The sequence below is a fragment of the Massilia sp. GCM10023247 genome (assembly GCF_042653325.1).
Taxonomy (GTDB): domain Bacteria; phylum Pseudomonadota; class Gammaproteobacteria; order Burkholderiales; family Burkholderiaceae_D; genus Telluria.
Genome location: NZ_JBHSIB010000009.1, coordinates 269790 through 290748, shown reverse-complemented (window position 1 = coordinate 290748; position 20959 = coordinate 269790). Strand labels below are relative to the sequence as shown.

The window sequence follows — 20959 nt, the reverse complement described above, 5'->3', positions numbered from 1 at the left end:
ATCGGCGAGGCGCCAGCGCCGAAAACGCCAGGCCGTTGCGGCGAAGGACGCACGCCGCGATGGGTTGTGGATGGCGCGCGCTCAGCGCGTGTATTCGGCTTCTTCGTCGAAGGCGTCGGTGCAGTCCTTGCCGCAGAAGCGGCGCACGCTGTCGACCGGCTTTTCGCAGTACCAGCACGAACCCTTCGGTGGCAGGCTGAGCCGGGTTGGCCGGGCCTGCACGGCGGCAGAGGCCACGCCTGCGGCGATGGGCTCGGACGCTACACTGTCGTTCATCACGCTGTCTTGTATCGTTTCCAAGGTTACCCTCCTACCGCAGCACATTGATCCGTGAAGCAATATTACTTAAGCGGAACATTTCAAACATGAGGCAACGCAACCACAGGGCCGATGCCCGCCAGCGCTGCCACAACCGTTCCTGATGTTTCAGTGTGCGCCCAACCCGGCGCAGCCGCAATGGCCTTGGCGCCGCTCCTGAGCCATTGCGGCAAGCTTGCAACACCTCGCCTGATGGCAGCGTCGAGTGCGTCAAAAGACCGTATCGGCTGCGGAAATCATAGCAGTACGGATAAGGCATGCCGGCCGTTTTCCAATCGTGCGCGGGACTGCGGAGGGGTCTTTTGTGTAACAGAATGCAAGGCGGGCTCAGCGCGTCTGCGCCGGCTCGAGCGACACGCGCAGGCCGTTCGCCGTGGTGGCGATGCGGGTCGGCACGTACTGGACGCCGGCATAGCGCAGGTCCTCCATCCGGAAGCTGTAGACGGGAATGTCGAGGATGGCCCGGTCGAGCAAGCCGTTGGCGGCGCGCGCCAGCTGGCGCTGCGCCGCCGCATCGAGGCCGCTGACGGCGAAGCGCTCGACGCGCGGCTCGGCCAGGTAAACGCCGCTGCGCGCCGGGTCGACGTACAAGCGCCCCGAAAACGCCAGCGTCCCGGCCAACGGATTGCGCAGGTAGGATTGGGCGATGCTGGCGTCCACCGTCAGTGAGACGCGGTCGCCCGGCAGCACGTCCAGTTGCGGGCGCGACAGGCGCACGTCGAACAGTTCGAGCAGGCGGTTGTCGACGGGGAAGCGGCGGTCGAGGCTGGCCTGCAGCTTGTACAGCGGCAGGTCGACTTCGCGCGGGCCGAGGACGCTGGCGCAGGACGCCAGCAGGGCGGCGCCGGAGAGCGCCGCCAGTCCTTTCAATACGGTGCGGCGCGCGTGCGTGTTCGTGTCGGGCATGGTGGCTCCTCTGTTGACGTGAGGAGAGCCTAGCATGGCCGCGCACGCGAACGCGCCGCGCTCGGCAAAAACCTGCCGCTTTCCATCTCATCCTGGCTTGGCATCCGTCAGCGCGGCCCGGGAAGATCCAGCTTGGCAGAAAGGATCCAATCTTCTCCAAGTAAAACTCGGGAGTCAGGCGGTCTCGTGCGCGGCTACGACGCGCAGCGAGTCGTCCAGGTCCGGGCTCGGATGACGCAGCTCGGCGGTCAAGCGCTCCTTGTCGAGCTCGCCTTCCCACTTCGACACGACGATCGAGGCGACACCGTTGCCGATGATGTTGGTCAGCGCGCGGCATTCGCTCATGAACTTGTCGATGCCGAGGATCAGGGTCATGCCCGCTACCGGGATCGTCGGCACGACGGACAGCGTCGCGGCCAGCGTGATGAAGCCGGCGCCGGTGATGCCCGATGCGCCTTTCGACGTCAGCATCGCGACGAACAGGATCGTGAGTTGCTGCGTCAGGGTCAGGTGGGTATTGGTCGCTTGCGCAACGAACAGGGCGGCCATCGTCATGTAGATATTGGTGCCGTCCAGGTTGAACGAATAGCCGGTCGGCACGACCAGGCCCACGATCGATTTCGGGCAGCCCAGCTTTTCCATCTTGCGCATCAGGGCAGGCAGCGCGCTTTCCGACGAGCTCGTGCCCAGGACGATCAGCAGCTCTTCCTTGATGTAGGCGAGGTAGCGGAAGATCGAGAAACCGGTCATGCGGGCGATGAAGCCCAGCACCAGCACGATGAACAGCGCGCAGGTCAGGTAGAACGAGCCGACGAGCGAGGCCAGCGGGATCAGCGACTTCACCCCGTATTTGCCGATGGTGAAGGCCATGGCGCCGAACGCACCGATCGGGGCAGCCTTCATGATGATGTTCACGACGCCGAAGATGGCGTGCGAGATGTCCTCGATGAGGCGCGCGAGGGGACGGCCGCGCTCCCCCAGAAACGACAGCGCGAAGCCGAACAGGACGGCGATGAGCAGGACTTGCAGGATCTCGCCTTTGGCGAACGCGTCCACGAACGTGTTCGGGATGATGTTCATCAGGAAATCCACGGTCGACAGCGACTTGGTCTTGTCCGTATATTGCGCGATCGCGCTGGTGTCGAGGTGGGTCGGGTCGACGTTGAAACCGGCACCCGGCTTGATCAGGTTGGCGACGACCAGGCCGATCGCCAGCGCGAACGTCGACACGATCTCGAAGTAGACCAGGGCCTTGGCGCCGACGCGGCCGACCTTTTTCATGTCCTGCATGCCGGCGATCCCCGTGACGACGGTACAGAAGATCACCGGGGCAATGATCATCTTGATCAGTTTGACGAAGCCGTCTCCGAGCGGCTTCATCGCGGTGGCGAGGCCGGGATCGTAGATGCCTAGCAAGACACCGATGATAATCGCGAACAACACCTGGACATACAAGACTTTATAGATGGGCTTTTTCATGATGCGCCCCCCCATTCACAGGATGATTATCTTATCATCGCGCGAAGTTGCTACACGATTTATCGTGGCCCCCAAGGGCCTGCGTGATATCGCGTCTTGAACCTGGTGGATGTCGTCGCACACGCCGCCGCGGGCGTGTGTCTTCGTGGACTGTGCGATGGACGCGCGGCGCAGGCGGACGCGCCGCGCTCGGCAAAGTGCTCCGTTTCTCGTAGGATCCCACGCGGCTCAGGCTGAATGACCAAGGCGCATTCAGAGGCTCTGCTGGATGCCGCGTCAACGCTGCTTGCGTCAACGCGTGGACTCGGGAGCGGTTCGCTGCCCGGTCCACCCTACCTTACTTACCGATACAGAATCGGCTAAAAATCACCCCCAGCAAATCGTCCGGCGTGAACGCCCCGGTAATGCTGGAGAGCTGATCCTGCGCCAGCCGCAACTCCTCGGCAAACAGGTCGAGCGACTGGTCGTCCTGGGCCGCATGCTGGGCCGCCATGTCGAGGTGCTGGCGCGCCGCGCGCAGCGCGATCAGGTGGCGTTCGCGCGCCAGGTACAAGGACTCCCCGGTCTGCTGCCAGCCGGCGATGCGCAGCAGTTCCGCGCGCAACAGATCGATGCCGAGCTGCTCGTTGGCCGACAGGTAGATGTGGGTCGCGTCGGCCGCGCCCTCGACCATGGGGCGGTGTCCGGACAGGTCGATCTTGTTCCAGATGCGCACCACCGGCACCCCGGGCGGGAAGGCGGCGACGATCTGTTCGTCGGCCGCGCTCGGGCCCAGGTTGGCATCCAACAAATGCAGGATCACGTCGGCCTTGCCGACTTCGCCCCAGGTGCGCTCGATGCCGATGCGCTCGACCACATCGATCCCCTCGTCGATGGCGCGGATGCCGGCGGTATCGATGATGTTCAGGGGAATACCCTCGATCTGGATCGTCTCGCTGACCTTGTCGCGCGTGGTGCCGGCGATCGGCGTGACGATCGCCACCTCGGCGCCGGCCAGCGCATTGAGCAGCGAGGATTTACCCACGTTCGGCTGGCCGACCAGCACCACGTTCAGGCCCTCGCGCAGGAGCGCGCCCTGCGCCGCCTGGCGGAACACGTGCTCGAGCGAGTCGACGATCGCGGCCAGCTGACCGCGCGCGTTCGATTTTTCCAGAAAATCGATCTCCTCTTCCGGGAAATCGAGGGTGGCCTCGACCAGCATGCGCAAATTGATGGTCTGCTCGACCAGGCGGTGCACCACCTGCGAGAAGGCGCCCGACAGCGACTGCGAGGCCGATTTCGCCGCCGCTTCGGTGGAGGCGTCGATCAGGTCGGCCACGGCTTCGGCCTGGGCCAGGTCGAGCTTGTCGTTGAGGTAGGCGCGGCGCGTGAATTCGCCCGGTTCGGCCAGGCGCAGGCCGGTTTCCCGCCCCGCTTCCAGCACGCGGGCGAGCAGCATCTGCAGCACCACCGGACCGCCGTGGCCGTGCAGTTCCAGCACGTCTTCGCCGGTGTACGAATGCGGGCCCTTGAAATACAGGGCAAGGCCCTGGTCGATCACGCTGCCGTCGCCGGAGGTGAAGGGAATATAGGTGGCGTGGCGCGGCGCCAATTTGGTGCCGGGGAAGAGCGCCTCGATCAGGGACGAGAGCGATTTGCCGGAGGCGCGGACCACGCCGATGCCGCCGCGGCCGGGTGCGGTGGCAATCGCCGCAATGGGAGAGGTGTCTAGCTTCATGGGGCGGATTGTAGATCATTTACAGCAGGAACCTGCCTGCATAAAAAAAGCCCGTGGAGTCCACGGGCTTCCGGTTCAGACCACGAAGATTATTTCTTCGGGGTCTCGTAGCGCTTGGTGATCACATACTGCTGCGCGATCGACACCAGGTTGTTGACCACCCAATACAGCACCAGGCCGGCCGGGAAGAACACGAACATGACCGAGAACGCCAGCGGCATGAACAGCATCATCTTGGCCTGCATCGGGTCCGCCGGTTGCGGGCTCAGCTTTTGCGTGATGAACATCGAGATCGCGTACAGCACCGGCAGGATGAAGAACGGGTCGGGCTGGGTCAGGTCCTGGATCCAGCCGATCCACGGCGCGCCGCGCATCTCGACCGATGCCTGCAGCACGTAATACAGGGCCAGGAACACCGGCATCTGCACCAGGATCGGCAGGCAGCCGCCCAGCGGGTTGATCTTCTCGGCCTTGTACAGCTCCATCGTGGCCTGCTGCATCTTGACCGGGTCCGATTTGTAGCGCTCGCGGATCGCCTGCATCTTCGGGGTCACCAGGCGCATCTTCGCCATGCTGCGGTAGCCGGCGGCCGACAGCGGGAAGAAGGCCAGCTTGATCAGGATGGTGAAGGCGATGATGGTCCAGCCCCAGTTGCCCAGCACCTTGTGGATCTGGTCCATGATCCAGAACAGCGGCTTGGCGATGATCGCGAACATGCCGTAGTCCTTGACCAGTTCCAGGCCAGGAGTGATGGTTTCCAGGGTCTTCTCGTCCTGCGGGCCCGAGTACAGGCGCGCCGTGTTCGAGACGGTGCCGCCCGGCGCAACGGTGCCCAGCGGCTGGACGGTGCCGATCGCGTACAGGTTGGTCGCCAGCTTCTTGGTGTAGATCTCGCGCGGCGCGTTCTCGCTCGGGATGAAGGCCGACACGAAGAAGTGCTGCGAAATCGCCACCCAGCCGCCGTTCGCCTTCGTTGCGTGCTCGGCCTTGCCCTTCTCGATGTTCTCGAAGCTCAGCTTCTGGTACTTGTCTTCCGGGGTCCACATGGTCGGGCCGGTGAAGCTCGGCATGAAGAAGGAATCGCCCGGCGGCTTGTTACCGTCGTGCTGCAGCTGCATGTAGAGCGACGGCTGCACCGGCGCCTGGGTCAGGTTGGTGACGTCGTGGCGCACGTCGATGACGTAATCGCCGCGCTTGAAGGTCAGCGTCTTGGTCAGCCGCACGCCGCCCTGCTCGGCGTCGAGCACGATCTGCACCGTGTTATTGCCGTCGAGCGTACGCAGGCCTGGACGGGCCACGAACGGGGTATTGTGGTTCGGCAGCACGCCGGCCGGGGTCGAGCCGATCAGGCCGGTCTGTCCGAGGTAGACGTTGTTGCCCTCCACGTTGAACAAGACCTGGTTCTTGGTCTTGTCGAAGTGGTCCGGGAACTTCAGCAGCTCAAGGCGGCGGATCACGCCGCCGACGGTGTCGATCTCGGCCTTGACGATGTCGGTGGTGACGGTGATGCGCTCGGCTTGCACCGGCGCCGGCGTGGCCGGCTGGGCGGCGACGCCCGGCACCGTGCCAGGCTGGGCGGCCGCGGCAGGCACGCCGGCCGTGCCGTTGGCGGCGGTGGTGGTCGGTGCGGGAGCAACCTTGGCCGGCGGCGTGGCCGAGAACATCGATTGCTTGCCGTTCGACACCATCCAGTTATTCCACAGGATGACTAGCGAGACGGTGAAGACAATCCACAGAATGGTACGTTTGTTGATTTCCATTGAGGTATTGATCAGGAGTGGTTGCAACCGCAAGCGGCTGAATGGGAATGCTTGTGACCCTTGGGCGGCACGGGGTCGACCCCGCCCGCGTTCCACGGATGGCAGCGGCCGAGGCGGCGCGCGGCCAGCCAGCTGCCGCGCAGCGCACCATGGGTCTGGAGCGCCTCGATGGCATAGCTGGAACAGGACGGGTAAAAGCGGCAATTCTGCCCGAGCATCGGCGACAGCAGGAGCCGGTAGGCTCGTACGATCCAGATGAGGGCGGTTTTCATGGCGTGGGCGGCGGCGCTGCCGCGGGGCGGCGTGGACGCTGCGAGCTGAGGCTTTGCGAACCGAGCAGGCGCGACAATTCGGCGTGCAGCAGCCGCTTCAATGCGCTGTTGGTCGCCGGACCGGCCTTGGTGTTGACCGGACGCGCCAGGCGGACGATGCAATCGAGCGCCTGCAGTTCGCTAGTGCGAAACAGCTCGCGCGTGATGCGCTTGATCGTATTCCGGGTGACGGCGCGCGGCGCGAAGCGCTTGGCCGCAACGATGCCCAGCCGCGCATGGGAGAGCGGGCTGGGCCGGGTGTACAGCACAAAATGCGCGGATTTTTGCGTTGGCCGCAAACGAAAAACGGATGAGAATTCATCCGTTTTTAGAATGCGCCGAGCGCGCGCGAAGTCGTGCGAACCTTCGCCTGTCATGGCTGACCGCGGTCGATCAGGCACTACTGGCTTAGACAGCCAGACGCTTGCGGCCCTTGGCGCGGCGTGCGTTCAGAACCTGGCGGCCACCACGGGTAGCCATACGTGCGCGGAAGCCGTGCGTGCGCTTGCGACGAACGACGGAAGGTTGGTAAGTACGTTTCATGGTGGTCTCGCTTAAAGCAAAATAGGATGCAAAATCGGGTCTGACGTCTCGTCAGGAATCGGCGCCGATGACAGTTCGCAGTCGTTAAGCCAGCGTCACGCCACACAGCTCATCCGTGCATATCAGGGCCATCAATCGACTGGCTGACAAGCGGGCGGACAGGGAACCCTGAATTAGACCCTACTTGACACTTGCCTGTCAAGGCGGGTGTTGTTTCCCACCGTTTCCTGCGCGTGGGATAACTCGCGTTTTATCCCCAGCCTGTCGGCGAAAATGTCGCGCTGCCTGTGGATAACTACGGAGAAAACGGGTAAAATAGCGTGTTACGTATCACTAAGCCGCACACATGGAAAATTTTTGGCAGACCGCTTCCGCGCAGCTGGAGCTCGAGCTGACGCCGCAGCAATACAGCGCATGGATCAAACCGCTCGTCGCCCTCGATTACGAGGACGGCAAGCTGCGCATTGCAGCGCCCAACCGCTTCAAGCTCGACTGGGTGAAGTCGCAGTTTGCCAACCGCATCACCGCGCTGGCCTGCCAGTACTGGGAAGCCCCGGTCGAGGTCCAGTTCGTGCTCGACCCGCGCCTGAACGTGAAGAAGCCGGACGCGGTGCGCCCTGCCCCGGCCGCTTCCACGGAGGGCCAGCTGCGCCCGTCGAACCAGGCCGTCGAGCCCCAGCCGAACCTGAACATCGCCAACTCGCCGAAGCGCGAGCAGAGCCGTATCAACCCGGACCTGACTTTCGACAGCTTCGTGACCGGTAAGGCCAACCAGCTGGCGCGCGCGGCCGCGATCCAGGTCGCGAACAACCCCGGCGTGTCGTACAACCCGCTGTTCTTCTACGGCGGCGTCGGCCTCGGTAAGACCCACTTGATCCATGCGATCGGAAACCAGGTCATGGCCGACCAGCCGGGTGCGCGCATCCGCTACATCCACGCCGAGCAGTACGTGCGCGACGTCGTCACCGCCTACCAGCGCAAGGGCTTCGACGACTTCAAGCACTATTACCACTCGCTCGACATGCTGCTGATCGACGATATTCAATTCTTCGGCGGCAAGAGCCGGACGCAGGAAGAGTTCTTCTATGCGTTCGAGGCCCTGATCGCCGCGAAGAAGCAGATCATCATCACCTCGGATACCTATCCAAAAGAGATTACCGGCATGGACGACCGCCTGATCTCGCGCTTCGACTCCGGCCTGACGGTCGCGATCGAGCCGCCGGAGCTGGAAATGCGCGTCGCGATTCTCTTGAAGAAGGCGCAGTCCGAGGGCGTGATCCTGTCGGACGATGTCGCCTTCTTCGTGGCGAAACACCTGCGCTCGAACGTGCGCGAGCTGGAAGGCGCGCTGCGCAAGATCCTGGCCTACTCGCGTTTCCACGGCAAGGACATCACGATCGACATCGTGAAGGAAGCCCTGAAGGATTTGTTGTCGGTGCAGAACCGGCAGATCTCGGTGGAAAACATCCAGAAGACGGTCGCTGACTTCTTCAACATCAAGGTCGCCGACATGTACTCGAAGCGGCGCCCAGCCAACATCGCCCGCCCGCGCCAGATCGCCATGTACTTGGCGAAAGAGCTGACCCAAAAAAGCCTGCCGGAGATCGGGGAATTGTTCGGCGGCCGTGACCACACCACGGTGCTGCACGCGGTGCGCAAGATCGCCGGCGACCGCCAGAAAAATCCCGAGTGCAACCACGAACTGCACGTGCTGGAACAGACCCTCAAAGGCTGATCCGGGCCGCTTGCGCAAGGGGTGGCATTTACCGACAGCAAGCGGCAGAATAGTGCTTTAGAAATACTTTCATCTAATAAACCTTTCGAGGACAACTATGCAATTGGTCAAAACCACCCGAGACACGCTGCTTCGGCCACTGCAGATCGTGAGCGGTATTGTCGAGCGTCGGCACACCATGCCGATTCTGGCCAATATCCTCATCCGCAAGGACGGCGAGAGTGTCTCCTTCCTGTCGACCGACACCGAAGTGCAGATCACGACGCTGGCCAACATCGGCTCCGGCGACGACATCACGGGCACCACGGTGGCCGCGCGCAAGCTGCTCGACATCCTGCGCGCGCTGCCGGAATCGGGCGACGTCACGATGACGCTGGCGAACAAGCGCTTGGCCGTGCAGAGCGGCAAGTCGCGCTTCGCGCTGCAGACGCTGGCGGCCGAGGAATTCCCGACGATGTCGGTGGCCGATACGTATAACGCGTCGGTCACGCTGCCGCAAAAGACCTTGAAGCACCTGTTCAACATGGTGCACTTCGCGATGGCCCAGCAGGACATCCGCTATTACCTGAACGGCCTGCTGCTGGTACTGGACGGCAACAAAGTGATCGCCGTGGCGACCGACGGCCACCGCCTGGCCTTCTGCCAGGTGGAAGCCGAGCAGGAATTCGAGCGCCAGGAAGTCATCATCCCGCGCAAGACCATCATCGAACTGCAGCGCCTGCTCGAAGAAAGCGACGAGACCGTGCGCCTCGACATCGCTGCGGCCCAGGTAAAACTGACCTTTGCCGACATCGAACTGGTGTCGAAGCTGGTCGAGGGTAAATTCCCCGACTACACCCGCGTGATCCCGAAGGGTTACAAGAACGACTTCACGATCAGCCGCGACGAGCTGCTGCGTTCGCTGCAGCGCGCCGCGATCATGACCAGCGACAAGTTCAAGGGCGTGCGCTGCATCATCACCCCCGGCAGCATGAAGATCAGCTCGACCAATGCCGACCAGGAAGAAGCGGTCGAAGAACTCGAAATCGATTACGGCGGCGACCAGATCGACATCGGTTTCAACGTCACCTACCTGCTCGACGTACTGAACAACCTGAAATGCGACCAGGTGAACATCGCGCTGGGCGACTCGAATTCGTCGGCCCTGATCTCGATTCCCGACAATGGCGATTTTAAGTATGTCGTCATGCCGATGCGCATTTAAATCGCGCGCATTGAACTCAGCATTCGGGCTGGCCTTGCTTATTGCCGGGTTGGCCCGAACTGAGCAGTCTGAATACACAGTTTTTTGAGAAAGCAGTCCATGTCCGATAACACCAATCAAATGCCCCAATCGCCGACGCAGTCGGACGAGTACGGCGCCAGCTCGATTCAAATTCTGGAAGGCCTGGAAGCGGTCCGCAAGCGGCCGGGCATGTACATTGGCGATACCTCGGACGGCACCGGCCTGCACCATCTCGTCTTCGAAGTGCTGGACAACTCGATCGACGAATCGCTGGCCGGCTACTGCACCGAAATCCATGTGACCATCCACGCGGACAATTCGATTTCGATCGCCGACAACGGCCGCGGCATCCCGACCGGCGTCAAGATGGACGACAAGCACGAGCCGAAGCGCTCGGCGACCGAGATCGCCCTGACCGAACTGCACGCCGGCGGCAAGTTCAACCAGAACTCCTATAAAGTGTCGGGCGGCCTGCACGGCGTCGGCGTGTCCTGCGTGAATGCGCTCTCGAAGCTGCTGCGCGTGACCGTTCGCCAAAAAGGCAAAGTGCACCAGATGGAATTCGTGCGCGGCGTGCCGCAGAACCGCGAAATCGAAATCGTCGACGGCTTCGAAGTCTCCCCGATCAAGGTGATCGGCGAAACGGATAAACGCGGCACCGAGGTGCACTTCTGGGCCGACGAGGAAATCTTCACCACTGTCGAATTCCACTACGAGATCCTGAGCAAGCGCATCCGCGAGCTGTCCTTCCTGAACAACGGCGTCAACATCAAGCTGAGCGACCACCGCACCGGCAAGGAAGAAGTGTTCGCCTTCGAAGGCGGCACGCGCGGCTTCGTCGAGTACATCAACAAGACCAAGAGCGTGCTGCACCCGACCGTGTTCCAGGCCACCGGCGAGCGCGTGTCCGAGCATGGCACCAACATCGCGGTCGACGTCTCGATGCAGTGGAACGACGCCTACAACGAACAGGTACTCTGCTTCACGAACAACATCCCGCAGCGCGACGGTGGCACCCACCTGACCGGCCTGCGCGCGGCGATGACGCGCGTGATCAACAAATACATCGACGAGAACGATTTCGCGAAAAAGGCGAAAGTGGAAATCTCGGGCGACGACATGCGCGAGGGCCTGACCTGCGTGCTGTCGGTGAAAGTGCCTGAGCCGAAATTCTCGTCGCAGACGAAAGACAAGCTGGTGTCGTCGGAAGTGCGCGGCCCGGTCGAGGAAATCGTCGCCAAAACCCTCACCGACTTCCTGAACGAAAAGCCGAACGACGCGAAAATCATCTGCGGCAAGATCGTGGAAGCGGCCCGTGCCCGCGAAGCGGCTAGAAAAGCGCGCGACCTGACGCGCCGCAAGGGTGTGATGGACGGCCTGGGCTTGTCGTCGAAACTGGCGGACTGCCAGGAACGCGACCCGGCGCTGGCCGAACTGTACATCGTCGAGGGTGACTCGGCAGGCGGTTCCGCCAAGCAGGGCCGCGACCGCAAGTTCCAGGCGATCCTGCCGCTGCGCGGCAAGGTGCTGAACGTGGAAAAGGCGCGCTTCGAGAAAATGCTGTCGTCGGAGCAGATCACGACCCTGATCGCGACGCTCGGCACCTCGATCGGCCCGGACGAATTCAACGTCGACAAGCTGCGCTACCACCGCATCATCATCATGACCGATGCGGACGTCGACGGCGCCCACATCCGCACCCTGCTGCTGACCCTGTTCTACCGCCAGATGCCGCAGCTGGTCGAGCGCGGCCACATCTATATTGCCCAGCCGCCGCTGTACAAGGTGAAGTCCGGCCGCGACGAGCGCTACCTGAAGGACGACGTCGAGGAAGCGAGCTACATGATGACGGTGGCGCTGAACACGGCGTCCCTGATCCCGCGCGAAGGCGCCGAGCCGATCAACGGCCCGGCCCTGGCCGAACTGGTGCGCCAGTACAACCTGGCGAACGCCATCATGATGCGCCTGACCCGCGTGATCGACCGCGCCGCCCTGACCGCGATCGTCGCCGGCGGCGTCACGCTTGATCTCACCACGCTGGAAAACGCCCAAGCCTCGGCCGCCGCGATGGCCGCCGCGATCGCCGACCCGACCGTTACCGTGCACGTCCGTTCCGACGAGCTGAGCGAAAAGCACGCGCTGCGCATCGAGCGCATCCGCCACGGCAACGTGCAGGTCACCCAGGTCGACGCCGACTTCGTCGCCAGCAACGATTATGCCGTGCTGGCTGGCTCGGCCGCGACCTTCAACGGCCTGATGGGCGAAGGCGCGATCATGCGCCGCGGCGAAGGCGAAAAGATGAAGGAATTCGCCGTCACCGACTTCCACACGGCCATGCAGTGGCTGCGCGAAGAAGCCGAACGTGGCGTGTCGAAGCAGCGCTATAAAGGGCTGGGCGAGATGAACCCGGAACAGCTGTGGGAAACCACGATGGACCCGACCGTACGCCGCCTGCTGCGTGTGCAGATCGAAGACGCGATTGCGGCGGACCAGATCTTTACGACGCTGATGGGCGACGAGGTCGAGCCGCGCAGGAACTTTATTGAGTCGAATGCGCTGCAGGCGGGGAATATCGACGTTTGATTCGTCAACGAAGTCATCAAAAAGCCAACCGTCGAGGTTGGCTTTTTTTTGTCCTTACTCCTGCTCGGGAATCGAACGCACCACCAGGAACTGATAGGACATCGCACCGACGAAGGCAATGCCGGCGCCGGTAAGCAGGGCCGGCACAAAAGACCAGCTCTGCGCAATGAAACCGGTGAGAATTGGCGCCAGCGCGCCTCCGATAAAGCCGCCGAAGTTCTGGATCGCACCCAGCGAAGCGATGCGGCTGCGCGGCGCCACCACCGTTACGAGCGACCACGAGCAGGCCGACGCCGCGTTGGCGAGGAAGATCACGATCGAAATGCAGGCAATCGCGACGGTATTGCTCTCGACCAGCGCGGCTGGAATCGTGAACGCCACCATGCCGAGCATCGCCACGACCACTGCCGTGCGCCGGCCGGCCAGCGGAGATGTCGAATTGCGGGCAACGCGGTCGGAGGCCCAGCCGGCGATCAGGGCCCCGGCAAAGCCGCAGGCGAAGGGAATCGACGCGGCCAGCCCGGCATAGGCAATGTCCATCTGGCGCTCGGTGCGCAGATAGCCCGGCAGCCAGGTCAAATACACCCAGTTCAGGTAGACCGATCCGCTAAAGCCGAACAGCATGCCCCAGGTGGCGCGGTGCCGGAACAGCGCGCGCCAGGAGGCAAAACTCGTTTCCGGCGCCGCCTCGGTGCTCTGCCCGGCGTCCAGGTAGGCGATCTCGGCTTTGGACATCTCGGCGCGTACCGGATCGCGGTACAGGGCGACCCACACCACGGCCGCTACCAGGCCCATCGCCCCAGTGACGAAGAAGGCCCAATGCCAACTGGTGGCGGCGATCAGCGGCGACAGGAGTAGAGGCGCGAGCGCGACGCCCAGTGGCGAGGCCGAATTGTAGACGCCGGTCGGCGTGCCGCGCGCACGCAGCGGGAACCAGTTGCTGACGACCCGCGCCGCGGCCGGGAATTGCGGCGCCTCGCCGATCCCGAGCACGATGCGCGCGATCACGAACCAGCCGAAGGTCGAGACCAGCCCGCCCGCCGCCTGCGCCAGCGACCACACGACCAGGCCCATGCCCAGCAGCCAGCGCGGCCCGATCTTGTCCACCAGCGCGCCGACCGGTAGCTGGCAGAGCGCGTAGCTCCAGGAAAATGCCGACAACAGCAGCCCCATCTGGCCGAGCGACAGGCCGAGGTCGGCACGGATGAATTCGTTGGCGACGGCCAGGGTCGCGCGGTCGAGGTAGTTGATGACACCGGTGACGACCAGGAGGACAAGGGCCAGGGTTTGGCGGCGGCGGATGCTTGGAGGGGCGATTTCGTAGGCGGGGGTAGCGTTCATTGCGGGATGCTACCAAATGAGCGTTGCTAGGTCGAAAGATTTCTGGGGCTATTGCTTGTTTTCCTGTATCGCTCTCTCCACGCTTTCCTTACGCGCAGTGTTCACTCATGGTTTGCGGAAAGTCTATAGAACTCAAGGGAGCCACAGGTATCTTTCCAAAGTGCAATCCCGCCCCAATATGTTCGAATTCTTCTCACATGAATCAAGTCTCTGCACCGTCGGATACGCAGAAGGAAACAGGCAACCGATTGCTGTTTCGCTCGCAAGCCGTCGAGCATGCGAAAGCCCAGCAGTATGGGGACGTGATGCTCGCCAGTCCCGTCAGTCACCGCGTTCTTACCGCAGTGTTCGTCTGCATCGCGCTGTGCATCATCGCCTTCTTTATCCTGTTCAGTACGACACGAAAGGCCCAGGCGACGGGTGTCTTGCTGCCGGCTGCGGGAGTGATTCGGGTGACACCGAGCCAAGGCGGCATCATCATCCGCAAGGGCGTGACGGAAGGGCAAGCAGTCAAGGCCGGCCAGATTATGTTCGTGCTCTCCAGTGAGCGCAGCAGCGGAACCAGCGAATCTGCCGAGAAAAAAATTTCCGCCCTGCTTGAGCGCCAGCTCGTGAGTCTGCGGTCAGAACTGAAGCAATCGGAGCTGCAGGGAGCACAACGCATTTCGGCGGCACAGCGGCGCATTCGCGACATCGTCGATGAAGCCGAGCGCGCGCGCGGACAGATCGGTTTGCAAAAGCGGCGGGTCGCGCTCGCGGAGGCGGCGCTCAATCGCTATTCCGAACTGGAGGCAACGAAGTATATTTCTGCCGCTCAGTTGCAGGACAAGCAGGCCGAGCTGCTGGACCAGCGCCAGCGGCTCGCCGATCTGGAGCGTGTCCACGCCGGCAGCCAACGTGAACTGGCGGCAGCACAAGCGGACCTGAACGACCTGCAGTTGCAAGCACAGCGTGAAGTTAGTGTGCTGGGCAGGAATGCCTCCTCGCTTGAGCAAAACCTGACGGAAAACGAAGCGCGCCGCGAAATACTCGTGCGCGCACCCGTTGCCGGTACCGTCGGCGCCCTTGCCGCGGAAGTCGGCCAAACCATCGCGCCGGGCACCACCCTCGCGTCCGTACTCCCCGAGGGTGCACAACTGGAAGCCGAGGTGTACCTCCCCTCGCGTTCGATCGGTTTCGTCAAGCCGGACATGCAGGTATTGCTGCGCTATCAGGCCTATCCCTACCAAAAGTTTGGCCAGCACCGGGCGCGTGTGCGGGACGTGTTCGACACCTCGATGCTGCCCCATGAGCTGGGCCTGCCTCAGAACGCCGCGGCGGAACCGCTGTACCGGATCCGCCTGACCCTCGATTCCCAGACCATCCAGGCCTACGGCAATCAGTTGCCGCTGAAATCAGGAATGGTGGTCGACGCCAGCATTCATCTCGACCACCGCCGTCTCTATGAATGGATCCTCGAGCCGCTGCTCAGCATCACTGGACGCCGGTAGCACAGCCCTGTGCAACAGTCGCTCACCACCCTGGAAGACACATGAAACCGAACACCGGCCTGCAAAATTCCTTTTGGCGCCGCAACCAGCTTCCGGTCATCCTGCAAACCGAAGCGGCAGAATGCGGACTTGCCTGTTTATGCATGGTAGCCAGCTATTTCGGGCACCGACTCGATCTGGCCAGCCTGCGCCAACGGTTTTCGGTGTCGCTCAAGGGAGCTACGCTCAAGGGCGTCATGACCATGGCGCAAGGACTCGCACTACAGACTCGTCCTCTGAAGCTCGAGATGGAAAACCTGCCGCAACTCAGGATGCCTTGCCTGCTGCACTGGGACATGAACCATTTCGTGGTCCTCAAGGCAGTCACGGGCACGCATGCAGTCATTCACGATCCAGGCATCGGGGTGCGGCGCCTCCGGCTTGCAGAATTTGCAAAGCATTTCACCGGTGTGGCACTGGAGCTTCAGCCGACTGCGGAATTCGTCAAGAAAGAAGAAACGCAAAACTTCCCCCTGCTGGCCTTGATGGGCCGTGTCACTGGACTGCGGCGCGGCATGCTTCAATTACTGCTCATCGGCCTGGTGCTGCAACTGTGCGCCCTCGTTGCGCCGTTCTATATGCAGTGGGTAATCGACGAAGCGCTGCTGGCATCGGACAGGGACCTGATCACCATCCTCGGCTTCGGGTTCCTGCTGCTGGTGGTGTTACAAACCGCGATCGGCGCGGTACGTGCATGGATTACCACGTCCCTGTCGATGAATCTGAACTTCCAGTGGTTCGGGAACGCCTTCAGTCATTTAATGAAGCTTCCCCTTCCCTACTTCGAAAAGCGCCACACTGGAGATATCGTGTCGCGCTTCGGGTCGATAGAGACCATTCAGCGCAGCCTGACCACCCAGTTTGTCGAAGCGGTCATCGACGGCATTCTCGTGCTGGGAACCCTGATCATGATGTTTCTGTATAGCCCGAAGCTCGCGGCGATTGCTTGCATGGCCGTTGTCCTATACATCCTGCTGCGCTTGGCCATCTTCGGCAAGCTGCGCGACGCGACGGCGGAGCAGATCATCCATGCGGCAACACAGCAGACCCATTTCATGGAATCGGTCCGTGGTATCCAGAGCATCCGCCTGTTCGGACGCAGCGAGGAACGCCGCGCCAGCTGGATGAACGCCCTGATCGAACAGTTCAATGCGGACCTGCGCATCGCCAAACTCGGCGTCACCTACCAGAGCGCGAACACCTTCCTGTTCAGCGGCGAGCGAGTACTGGTGATCTGGCTGGCCGCGACCCTGGTGCTGGACAACATGCTGTCCGTCGGGATGCTGTTCGCATTCATCAGTTACAAGGACCAGTTCAGCTCCCGCATGACCGGTCTCGTCGACAAGGTATTCGAGCTGAAAATGCTGCGGCTGCATGGCAACCGACTGGCCGACATTGTTATGACCGAGCCGGAGGCGGGTAACCAAGAATCCGAAATCGATACGGATGCCATTAACCCATCGATCGAGTTTCGCAATGTCTCCTTCCGCTATGGCGACGCTGAGCCTTTCATCGTTCAGAATCTCAATCTCGTCATTCCTGCCGGTGAGTGCATTGCGGTGACCGGTCCTTCGGGATGCGGCAAAACGACGCTGATGAAGTTATTGTTGGGCTTGCTTGAACCGACCGAGGGGGACATCCTGATCGATGGAATGACATTGCCGCAGATGGGCAACGCTAACTTCAGGAGTCTCATCGGGACGGTCATGCAGGACGATGGCCTCTTTGCCGGGTCGATTTCCGACAACATCAGCTTCTTCTCTCCGACGACCGATCTCGAGCGCGTTCAGATATGCGCACAGCTGGCGGCGATCCATCCGGAGATTGCGGCCATGCCGATGGGTTACAACACCCTGATCGGTGACATTGGCAGCGGCTTATCCGGCGGTCAGAAACAACGGCTCCTGCTAGCCCGCGCGCTCTATAAAGGGCCGAAGATCCTCGTCCTCGATGAGGCGACCAGTCACTTGGACGTTTGGAATGAACAAGCGGTCAATGCAGCCATCAAGACGCTCGATCTGACTCGGATTCTGGTGGCACACCGACCCGAAACGATTGGCATGGCCCAGCGCGTTGTCGTCTTGCAACAGGGGGAAATCAAGCATGATTACCTTCAAAGCGATCTTCAGAAGTTGCGTGAAGAGGAAGAAAGCATGGCGGCGTAACGGGACAGCACCGTACGCCCCAGCTCGGGGAAGGTATTGGGCGCGGCCCTGAAAACCCCCGAAGTTGCTGCCATCTGGTTGCGGTCGGCACGGAACAATAGCTACGATAAACAAGAGGGGCTCCACGTCATCCGCGACTGCGGGAATTACGCCAAAATCCCGGCAACTTAATGCTGCCAAAGCGTGCGGTGAGCTGGTTGCAAGAGCGTCAGCAAAAAGATTCCGATTAGATTCTCCGGAGTCTGGCATTAAGGTCAATCAGTAATGCTTTTTTTCATGCGTTTAATGTGACCCCAACAAAATCGCCACGACTGGAAAATTTCGCCACACATGTGCCCTACATCGCGATAACAGACTGAGATTTTTTAGGGTTATACAAACGAATCGACCCATGAATATGCATCACCCCACGCATTAGATAATTTCGCCCACAAATTCTGCTTTATTTGCTAACTGCAATATAAATCCGCCCAAATTTTAAATTCCACAAAGCAACATCCAACTTTAATCAACTCTACCCTCGCCTCGTTCAAATAAAATGAATTTGTTGGCGGACGGGTCTGCCATAGGTGCTGGTGCTTTTTAAGCCCAGAAGAATTTCATTTAATTGGAGAAGATAATGAAAACCCTCAGTGAAAGCGAAATTGAATGTGTATCCGGGTGCGGGCTGTTGGATTCTCTGGCAGAGAAACACAAGATTGAGGCAGGCGGTGCACTCGCTCTAGCCGGTGCGATCGGATATACCTCCTTTGGTGGAGCCGCATGGGGAGCAACGGCTGTGGGAGTAGCATTTGCCGCTGCGCCGATTTCCGTGATAGCCATCGGTGTACTTGCCGGAGTGGCTGGCTATCGCTTCCTACGCGGCTGAGCTTCGAAGGTAAGAGTGCGTAGCAGGCTGCATGATGACTAACTCATCATGCAGCTACCAAGAGGCCATTATGGAAGACACGACCATAAGCTGGAAAGTCAACCGCCACGCCACCTTTGTAGCGTTGCGGACCCGGCTGCTGCTTATTATTTTGTGCGCGGTCGTTTCGGCTCCGTCATTTGCGTTCGTCGAAGGACGCATACTTTATCCGCGCCTAGCCATTCTTGTTTTGTTCTTCTCAGGGATGAGTCTGGCATTGCTAAGAGTGTATTTCCTAGGCAAAGTCCAGCCAATTACGATTTCCGGCGACTCGATGCGGATACCCCGCCTCGCAATAAAACCAGTCCGACTACGCCTTACGTCGATTAACTCGGTACACGAATTTTATTCATCGAAGGAAATGACGCACATATTGGTAGGGCAGAAGGAGCAAGCGCCGATAATAATAGAGCGACGTATCTTCCACTCACAAGACGATTTCTACCGTTGCGTTCGCCTCTTGAGCGATTTATGTATTCAAAACCAGACTGCGGAAACGGCAGAGCAAACCGCCGTCGTGTCGATGCGGCGGGTGCAATGGAACGTGTGGGTTGCGGATATGTTGGCGGTGCTTCTCGCTTTACTGTATGTTGCACTTAGCACAAACGCAATAGAACACATAGATGACGACGCAGTCTATCGTGGCGCGCTCACCAAGCACATCTTTGCATCCGGCGAGTATTACCGATTCCTTGCTTCGTTCCACCTCCACCTGTCGCCTTTCCATCTCGGCCTGAACATCATTGCGCTGTCGATCGTAGGCCGTCATGTCGTTGCACTTTTCGGCACCGCGCGCTTCACGAATATCGTATTTTTATCGGCGATCTGCGGATCCCTGTTGAGCATGGCGTTCTCGCAGCACCAACTGGTGATCGGTGCATCCGGCGGAATCATGGGCCTCATCGCAGCCCATTTATATGCGTGCGCAAAATTCCGTGGTCAACTACCTGGCAACGTCTCGATACCCGTAAAGCCCACAGTGTGGATATTGGCCCTGCAAACGCTGCTGGATCTGACATGGGGGCCCGGCGACGTTTTCAGCCATCTCGGGGGCTTTGCATTTGGCCTTCTGCATGCTTGGTGGAGCTTCCGTAACTGCCGCTTCGACCAGGGAGCCAACCCGTCGCGCACCGAGGTTTTCGTTTCCCTCATATTAGCGATTTGTTCCTTCCTGAGTCTTCGACATGTTTTCCCGTAGACGGCGGCTCCATCGCCGTTCGATCGTCGGTAGCCCGGCGGAGCACGGCGTCAATGCACGACCAATCGGCAACTCAACCCATCTGAAAAATATGGCTCCGGCAGCCAGGCTCCCTGCCCATGCAATTAAGGCGCCCACTGCTTGCAAAGACCCCTGACTTGGCAGGAAACTGACAAACACTGCGTTCACGAACAAACAAACCGGGAAGTGAACCAGGAAGACCGAATATGATATTTTCCCGAGGACACTAACGAGTCTCCACGCTCCATTGGAGACCGAAGAGGTCCCTAGGCGGCCGAACAAAACCAGCACGCACGCCACCGCCACGGCAACAGCAATGCGACTGCGAAAATCCAGTGCCAACGCCACCAGTGCAGGTAACGCGATCATGAGCAGCAGCACGGCGACAGTGCGCGGTCGGTGAACAGAATCGCCCGCCCACCAGGCGAGCACACCCAGGCCGTAACTTCCAAAGAAATACGGCGCCCAGATGTCCCATTCCGAATCCCGATTGAAAAACAGCAGCGAGGCCCCGACCGCAACGGTCACGACCAAAGGCATCAGCCACGGCAGCACCCGCTTCCCCGCGAGGCGCCCACCCATCCACAGCAGCAAACTCAACACCGCATACAGCTGGAAATCGATGGCCACATACCAGGCCCCCGCCGACAGCGCCTCATAGCCGAGCACGTCGTGCAGCAGCAGCGCGTGCGCCGCCAGCTGGCCCACACTCGGCGGTGCCGAAATCGAATCGTGGATCATCCAGGTGCTGGCCAGCGCAGAAGCGCCGATGGCGAGGAGCATCGCCACCATGAACGGCGGCGCCAGCTTGAGGTAACGGCGCCAGATCGTCGCGAACGGGTTCACCAAGCCGGGAAGGCCCTCCGGCGACAAGGATTTTGCGGCAAGGAAGCCGCCAATGACGAGAAACACCTGCACGGCAATCCGCGCGTCGCCGGCCAGCCAGTCGATCAGGTCCGGCATCAAGGGCCGCGCGTGGTCCGCCATCGGCCCGTAGAAGGCCAGGTGATGCAGCACGATCAGCTGCGCCGCCACCGCTTTGAATAAATTGATTACTCCGAACTCTGCCCGCTCCACTGCGGGTGCTGCTGCTCCTGCTCCTGCTTTCATCCACGTTCCATGCTTGGCAATCCTCACCGGGGGGCCATCATAGCCGAGCTTGAAGAATCGCTACCACGCGACAGCTCCCGTGGCTGCCGGTAAGTTTGCGTGTGGTAACCT

17 protein-coding genes are annotated in these 20959 nt (G+C 61.1%); 7 read left to right on the top strand and 10 right to left on the bottom strand.

What is annotated here, in order from left to right; translation table 11 throughout:
• Window positions 1-81 precede the first annotated feature (81 nt).
• From ACFPAH_RS09145 to rpmH, 8 genes are all read right to left on the bottom strand, one after another.
• Window positions 82-300 carry a hypothetical protein gene (locus ACFPAH_RS09145; RefSeq protein WP_379743924.1) on the bottom strand — a complete coding sequence of 73 codons (219 nt, stop codon included), beginning with the start codon at window positions 298-300 and terminating at the stop codon, window positions 82-84.
• A gap of 345 nt (window positions 301-645) precedes the next feature.
• Window positions 646-1224 (bottom strand): DUF1439 domain-containing protein, encoded by a 579-nt coding sequence (locus tag ACFPAH_RS09140; protein WP_379743922.1) that lies wholly within the window; start codon window positions 1222-1224, stop codon window positions 646-648.
• 174 nt (window positions 1225-1398) lie between these two features.
• Window positions 1399-2703 carry a dicarboxylate/amino acid:cation symporter gene (locus ACFPAH_RS09135; protein ID WP_379743920.1) on the bottom strand — a complete coding sequence of 435 codons (1305 nt, stop codon included), beginning with the start codon at window positions 2701-2703 and terminating at the stop codon, window positions 1399-1401.
• A 337-nt stretch (window positions 2704-3040) separates the two neighbouring features.
• On the bottom strand, window positions 3041-4420 hold the full coding sequence (gene mnmE, locus ACFPAH_RS09130; protein ID WP_379743918.1) for a tRNA uridine-5-carboxymethylaminomethyl(34) synthesis GTPase MnmE: 1380 nt from the start codon (window positions 4418-4420) through the stop codon (window positions 3041-3043).
• A gap of 89 nt (window positions 4421-4509) precedes the next feature.
• Complete coding sequence (yidC, locus tag ACFPAH_RS09125) at window positions 4510-6180, bottom strand: membrane protein insertase YidC (protein ID WP_379743916.1); 1671 nt, start codon at window positions 6178-6180, stop codon at window positions 4510-4512.
• Between the two features lie 11 nt (window positions 6181-6191).
• The gene (gene yidD, locus ACFPAH_RS09120; RefSeq protein ID WP_379743914.1) at window positions 6192-6452 is read right to left on the bottom strand and encodes a membrane protein insertion efficiency factor YidD; all 261 of its coding nucleotides are present in this window, start codon (window positions 6450-6452) and stop codon (window positions 6192-6194) included.
• Window positions 6449-6868, bottom strand: coding sequence for a ribonuclease P protein component (gene rnpA / locus ACFPAH_RS09115; protein ID WP_379743912.1), 420 nt, complete (start codon window positions 6866-6868; stop codon window positions 6449-6451). The genes yidD and rnpA overlap by 4 nt, the downstream gene beginning before the upstream one ends.
• Before the next feature lie 31 nt (window positions 6869-6899).
• Complete coding sequence (rpmH, locus tag ACFPAH_RS09110) at window positions 6900-7034, bottom strand: 50S ribosomal protein L34 (protein WP_040378179.1); 135 nt, start codon at window positions 7032-7034, stop codon at window positions 6900-6902.
• A gap of 346 nt (window positions 7035-7380) precedes the next feature.
• On the opposite strand from rpmH, the gene dnaA reads away from it, so the two are divergent.
• The 3 genes from dnaA to gyrB all read left to right on the top strand — a co-directional run bounded on the left by dnaA (window position 7381) and on the right by gyrB (window position 12577).
• On the top strand, window positions 7381-8769 hold the full coding sequence (gene dnaA, locus ACFPAH_RS09105; protein WP_379743910.1) for a chromosomal replication initiator protein DnaA: 1389 nt from the start codon (window positions 7381-7383) through the stop codon (window positions 8767-8769).
• A gap of 97 nt (window positions 8770-8866) precedes the next feature.
• The gene (gene dnaN / locus ACFPAH_RS09100; protein ID WP_379743908.1) at window positions 8867-9973 is read left to right on the top strand and encodes a DNA polymerase III subunit beta; all 1107 of its coding nucleotides are present in this window, start codon (window positions 8867-8869) and stop codon (window positions 9971-9973) included.
• Between the two features lie 99 nt (window positions 9974-10072).
• Entirely contained in the window at window positions 10073-12577 is a 2505-nt protein-coding gene (gene gyrB / locus ACFPAH_RS09095) for a DNA topoisomerase (ATP-hydrolyzing) subunit B (protein WP_379743906.1), read from the top strand.
• 54 nt (window positions 12578-12631) lie between these two features.
• On the opposite strand, the gene ACFPAH_RS09090 is transcribed toward gyrB, so the two are convergent.
• The gene (locus ACFPAH_RS09090) at window positions 12632-13918 is read right to left on the bottom strand and encodes an MFS transporter (protein ID WP_379743904.1); all 1287 of its coding nucleotides are present in this window, start codon (window positions 13916-13918) and stop codon (window positions 12632-12634) included.
• 197 nt (window positions 13919-14115) lie between these two features.
• Here ACFPAH_RS09090 and ACFPAH_RS09085 point away from each other — a divergent pair, with 197 nt between their 5' ends.
• The 4 genes from ACFPAH_RS09085 to ACFPAH_RS09070 all read left to right on the top strand — a co-directional run bounded on the left by ACFPAH_RS09085 (window position 14116) and on the right by ACFPAH_RS09070 (window position 19717).
• Window positions 14116-15408 carry an HlyD family secretion protein gene (locus tag ACFPAH_RS09085; protein ID WP_379743902.1) on the top strand — a complete coding sequence of 431 codons (1293 nt, stop codon included), beginning with the start codon at window positions 14116-14118 and terminating at the stop codon, window positions 15406-15408.
• Window positions 15409-15449: 41 nt separating this feature from the next.
• Window positions 15450-17612, top strand: a complete 2163-nt coding sequence (locus ACFPAH_RS09080; RefSeq protein WP_379743900.1) for a peptidase domain-containing ABC transporter — start codon at window positions 15450-15452, stop codon at window positions 17610-17612.
• Window positions 17613-18231: 619 nt separating this feature from the next.
• A complete protein-coding gene (locus tag ACFPAH_RS09075; protein ID WP_379743898.1) occupies window positions 18232-18480 on the top strand; it encodes a hypothetical protein in 249 nt (82 codons plus the stop codon).
• Between the two features lie 70 nt (window positions 18481-18550).
• Window positions 18551-19717: a rhomboid family intramembrane serine protease gene (locus tag ACFPAH_RS09070; RefSeq protein WP_379743896.1), complete on the top strand. Its 1167-nt coding sequence runs from the start codon at window positions 18551-18553 to the stop codon at window positions 19715-19717.
• Here ACFPAH_RS09070 and ACFPAH_RS09065 read toward each other — a convergent pair.
• Window positions 19673-20848: an acyltransferase family protein gene (locus ACFPAH_RS09065; RefSeq protein WP_379743894.1), complete on the bottom strand. Its 1176-nt coding sequence runs from the start codon at window positions 20846-20848 to the stop codon at window positions 19673-19675. The two genes, ACFPAH_RS09070 and ACFPAH_RS09065, sit on opposite strands and share 45 nt — an antisense overlap.
• Window positions 20849-20959 lie beyond the last annotated feature (111 nt).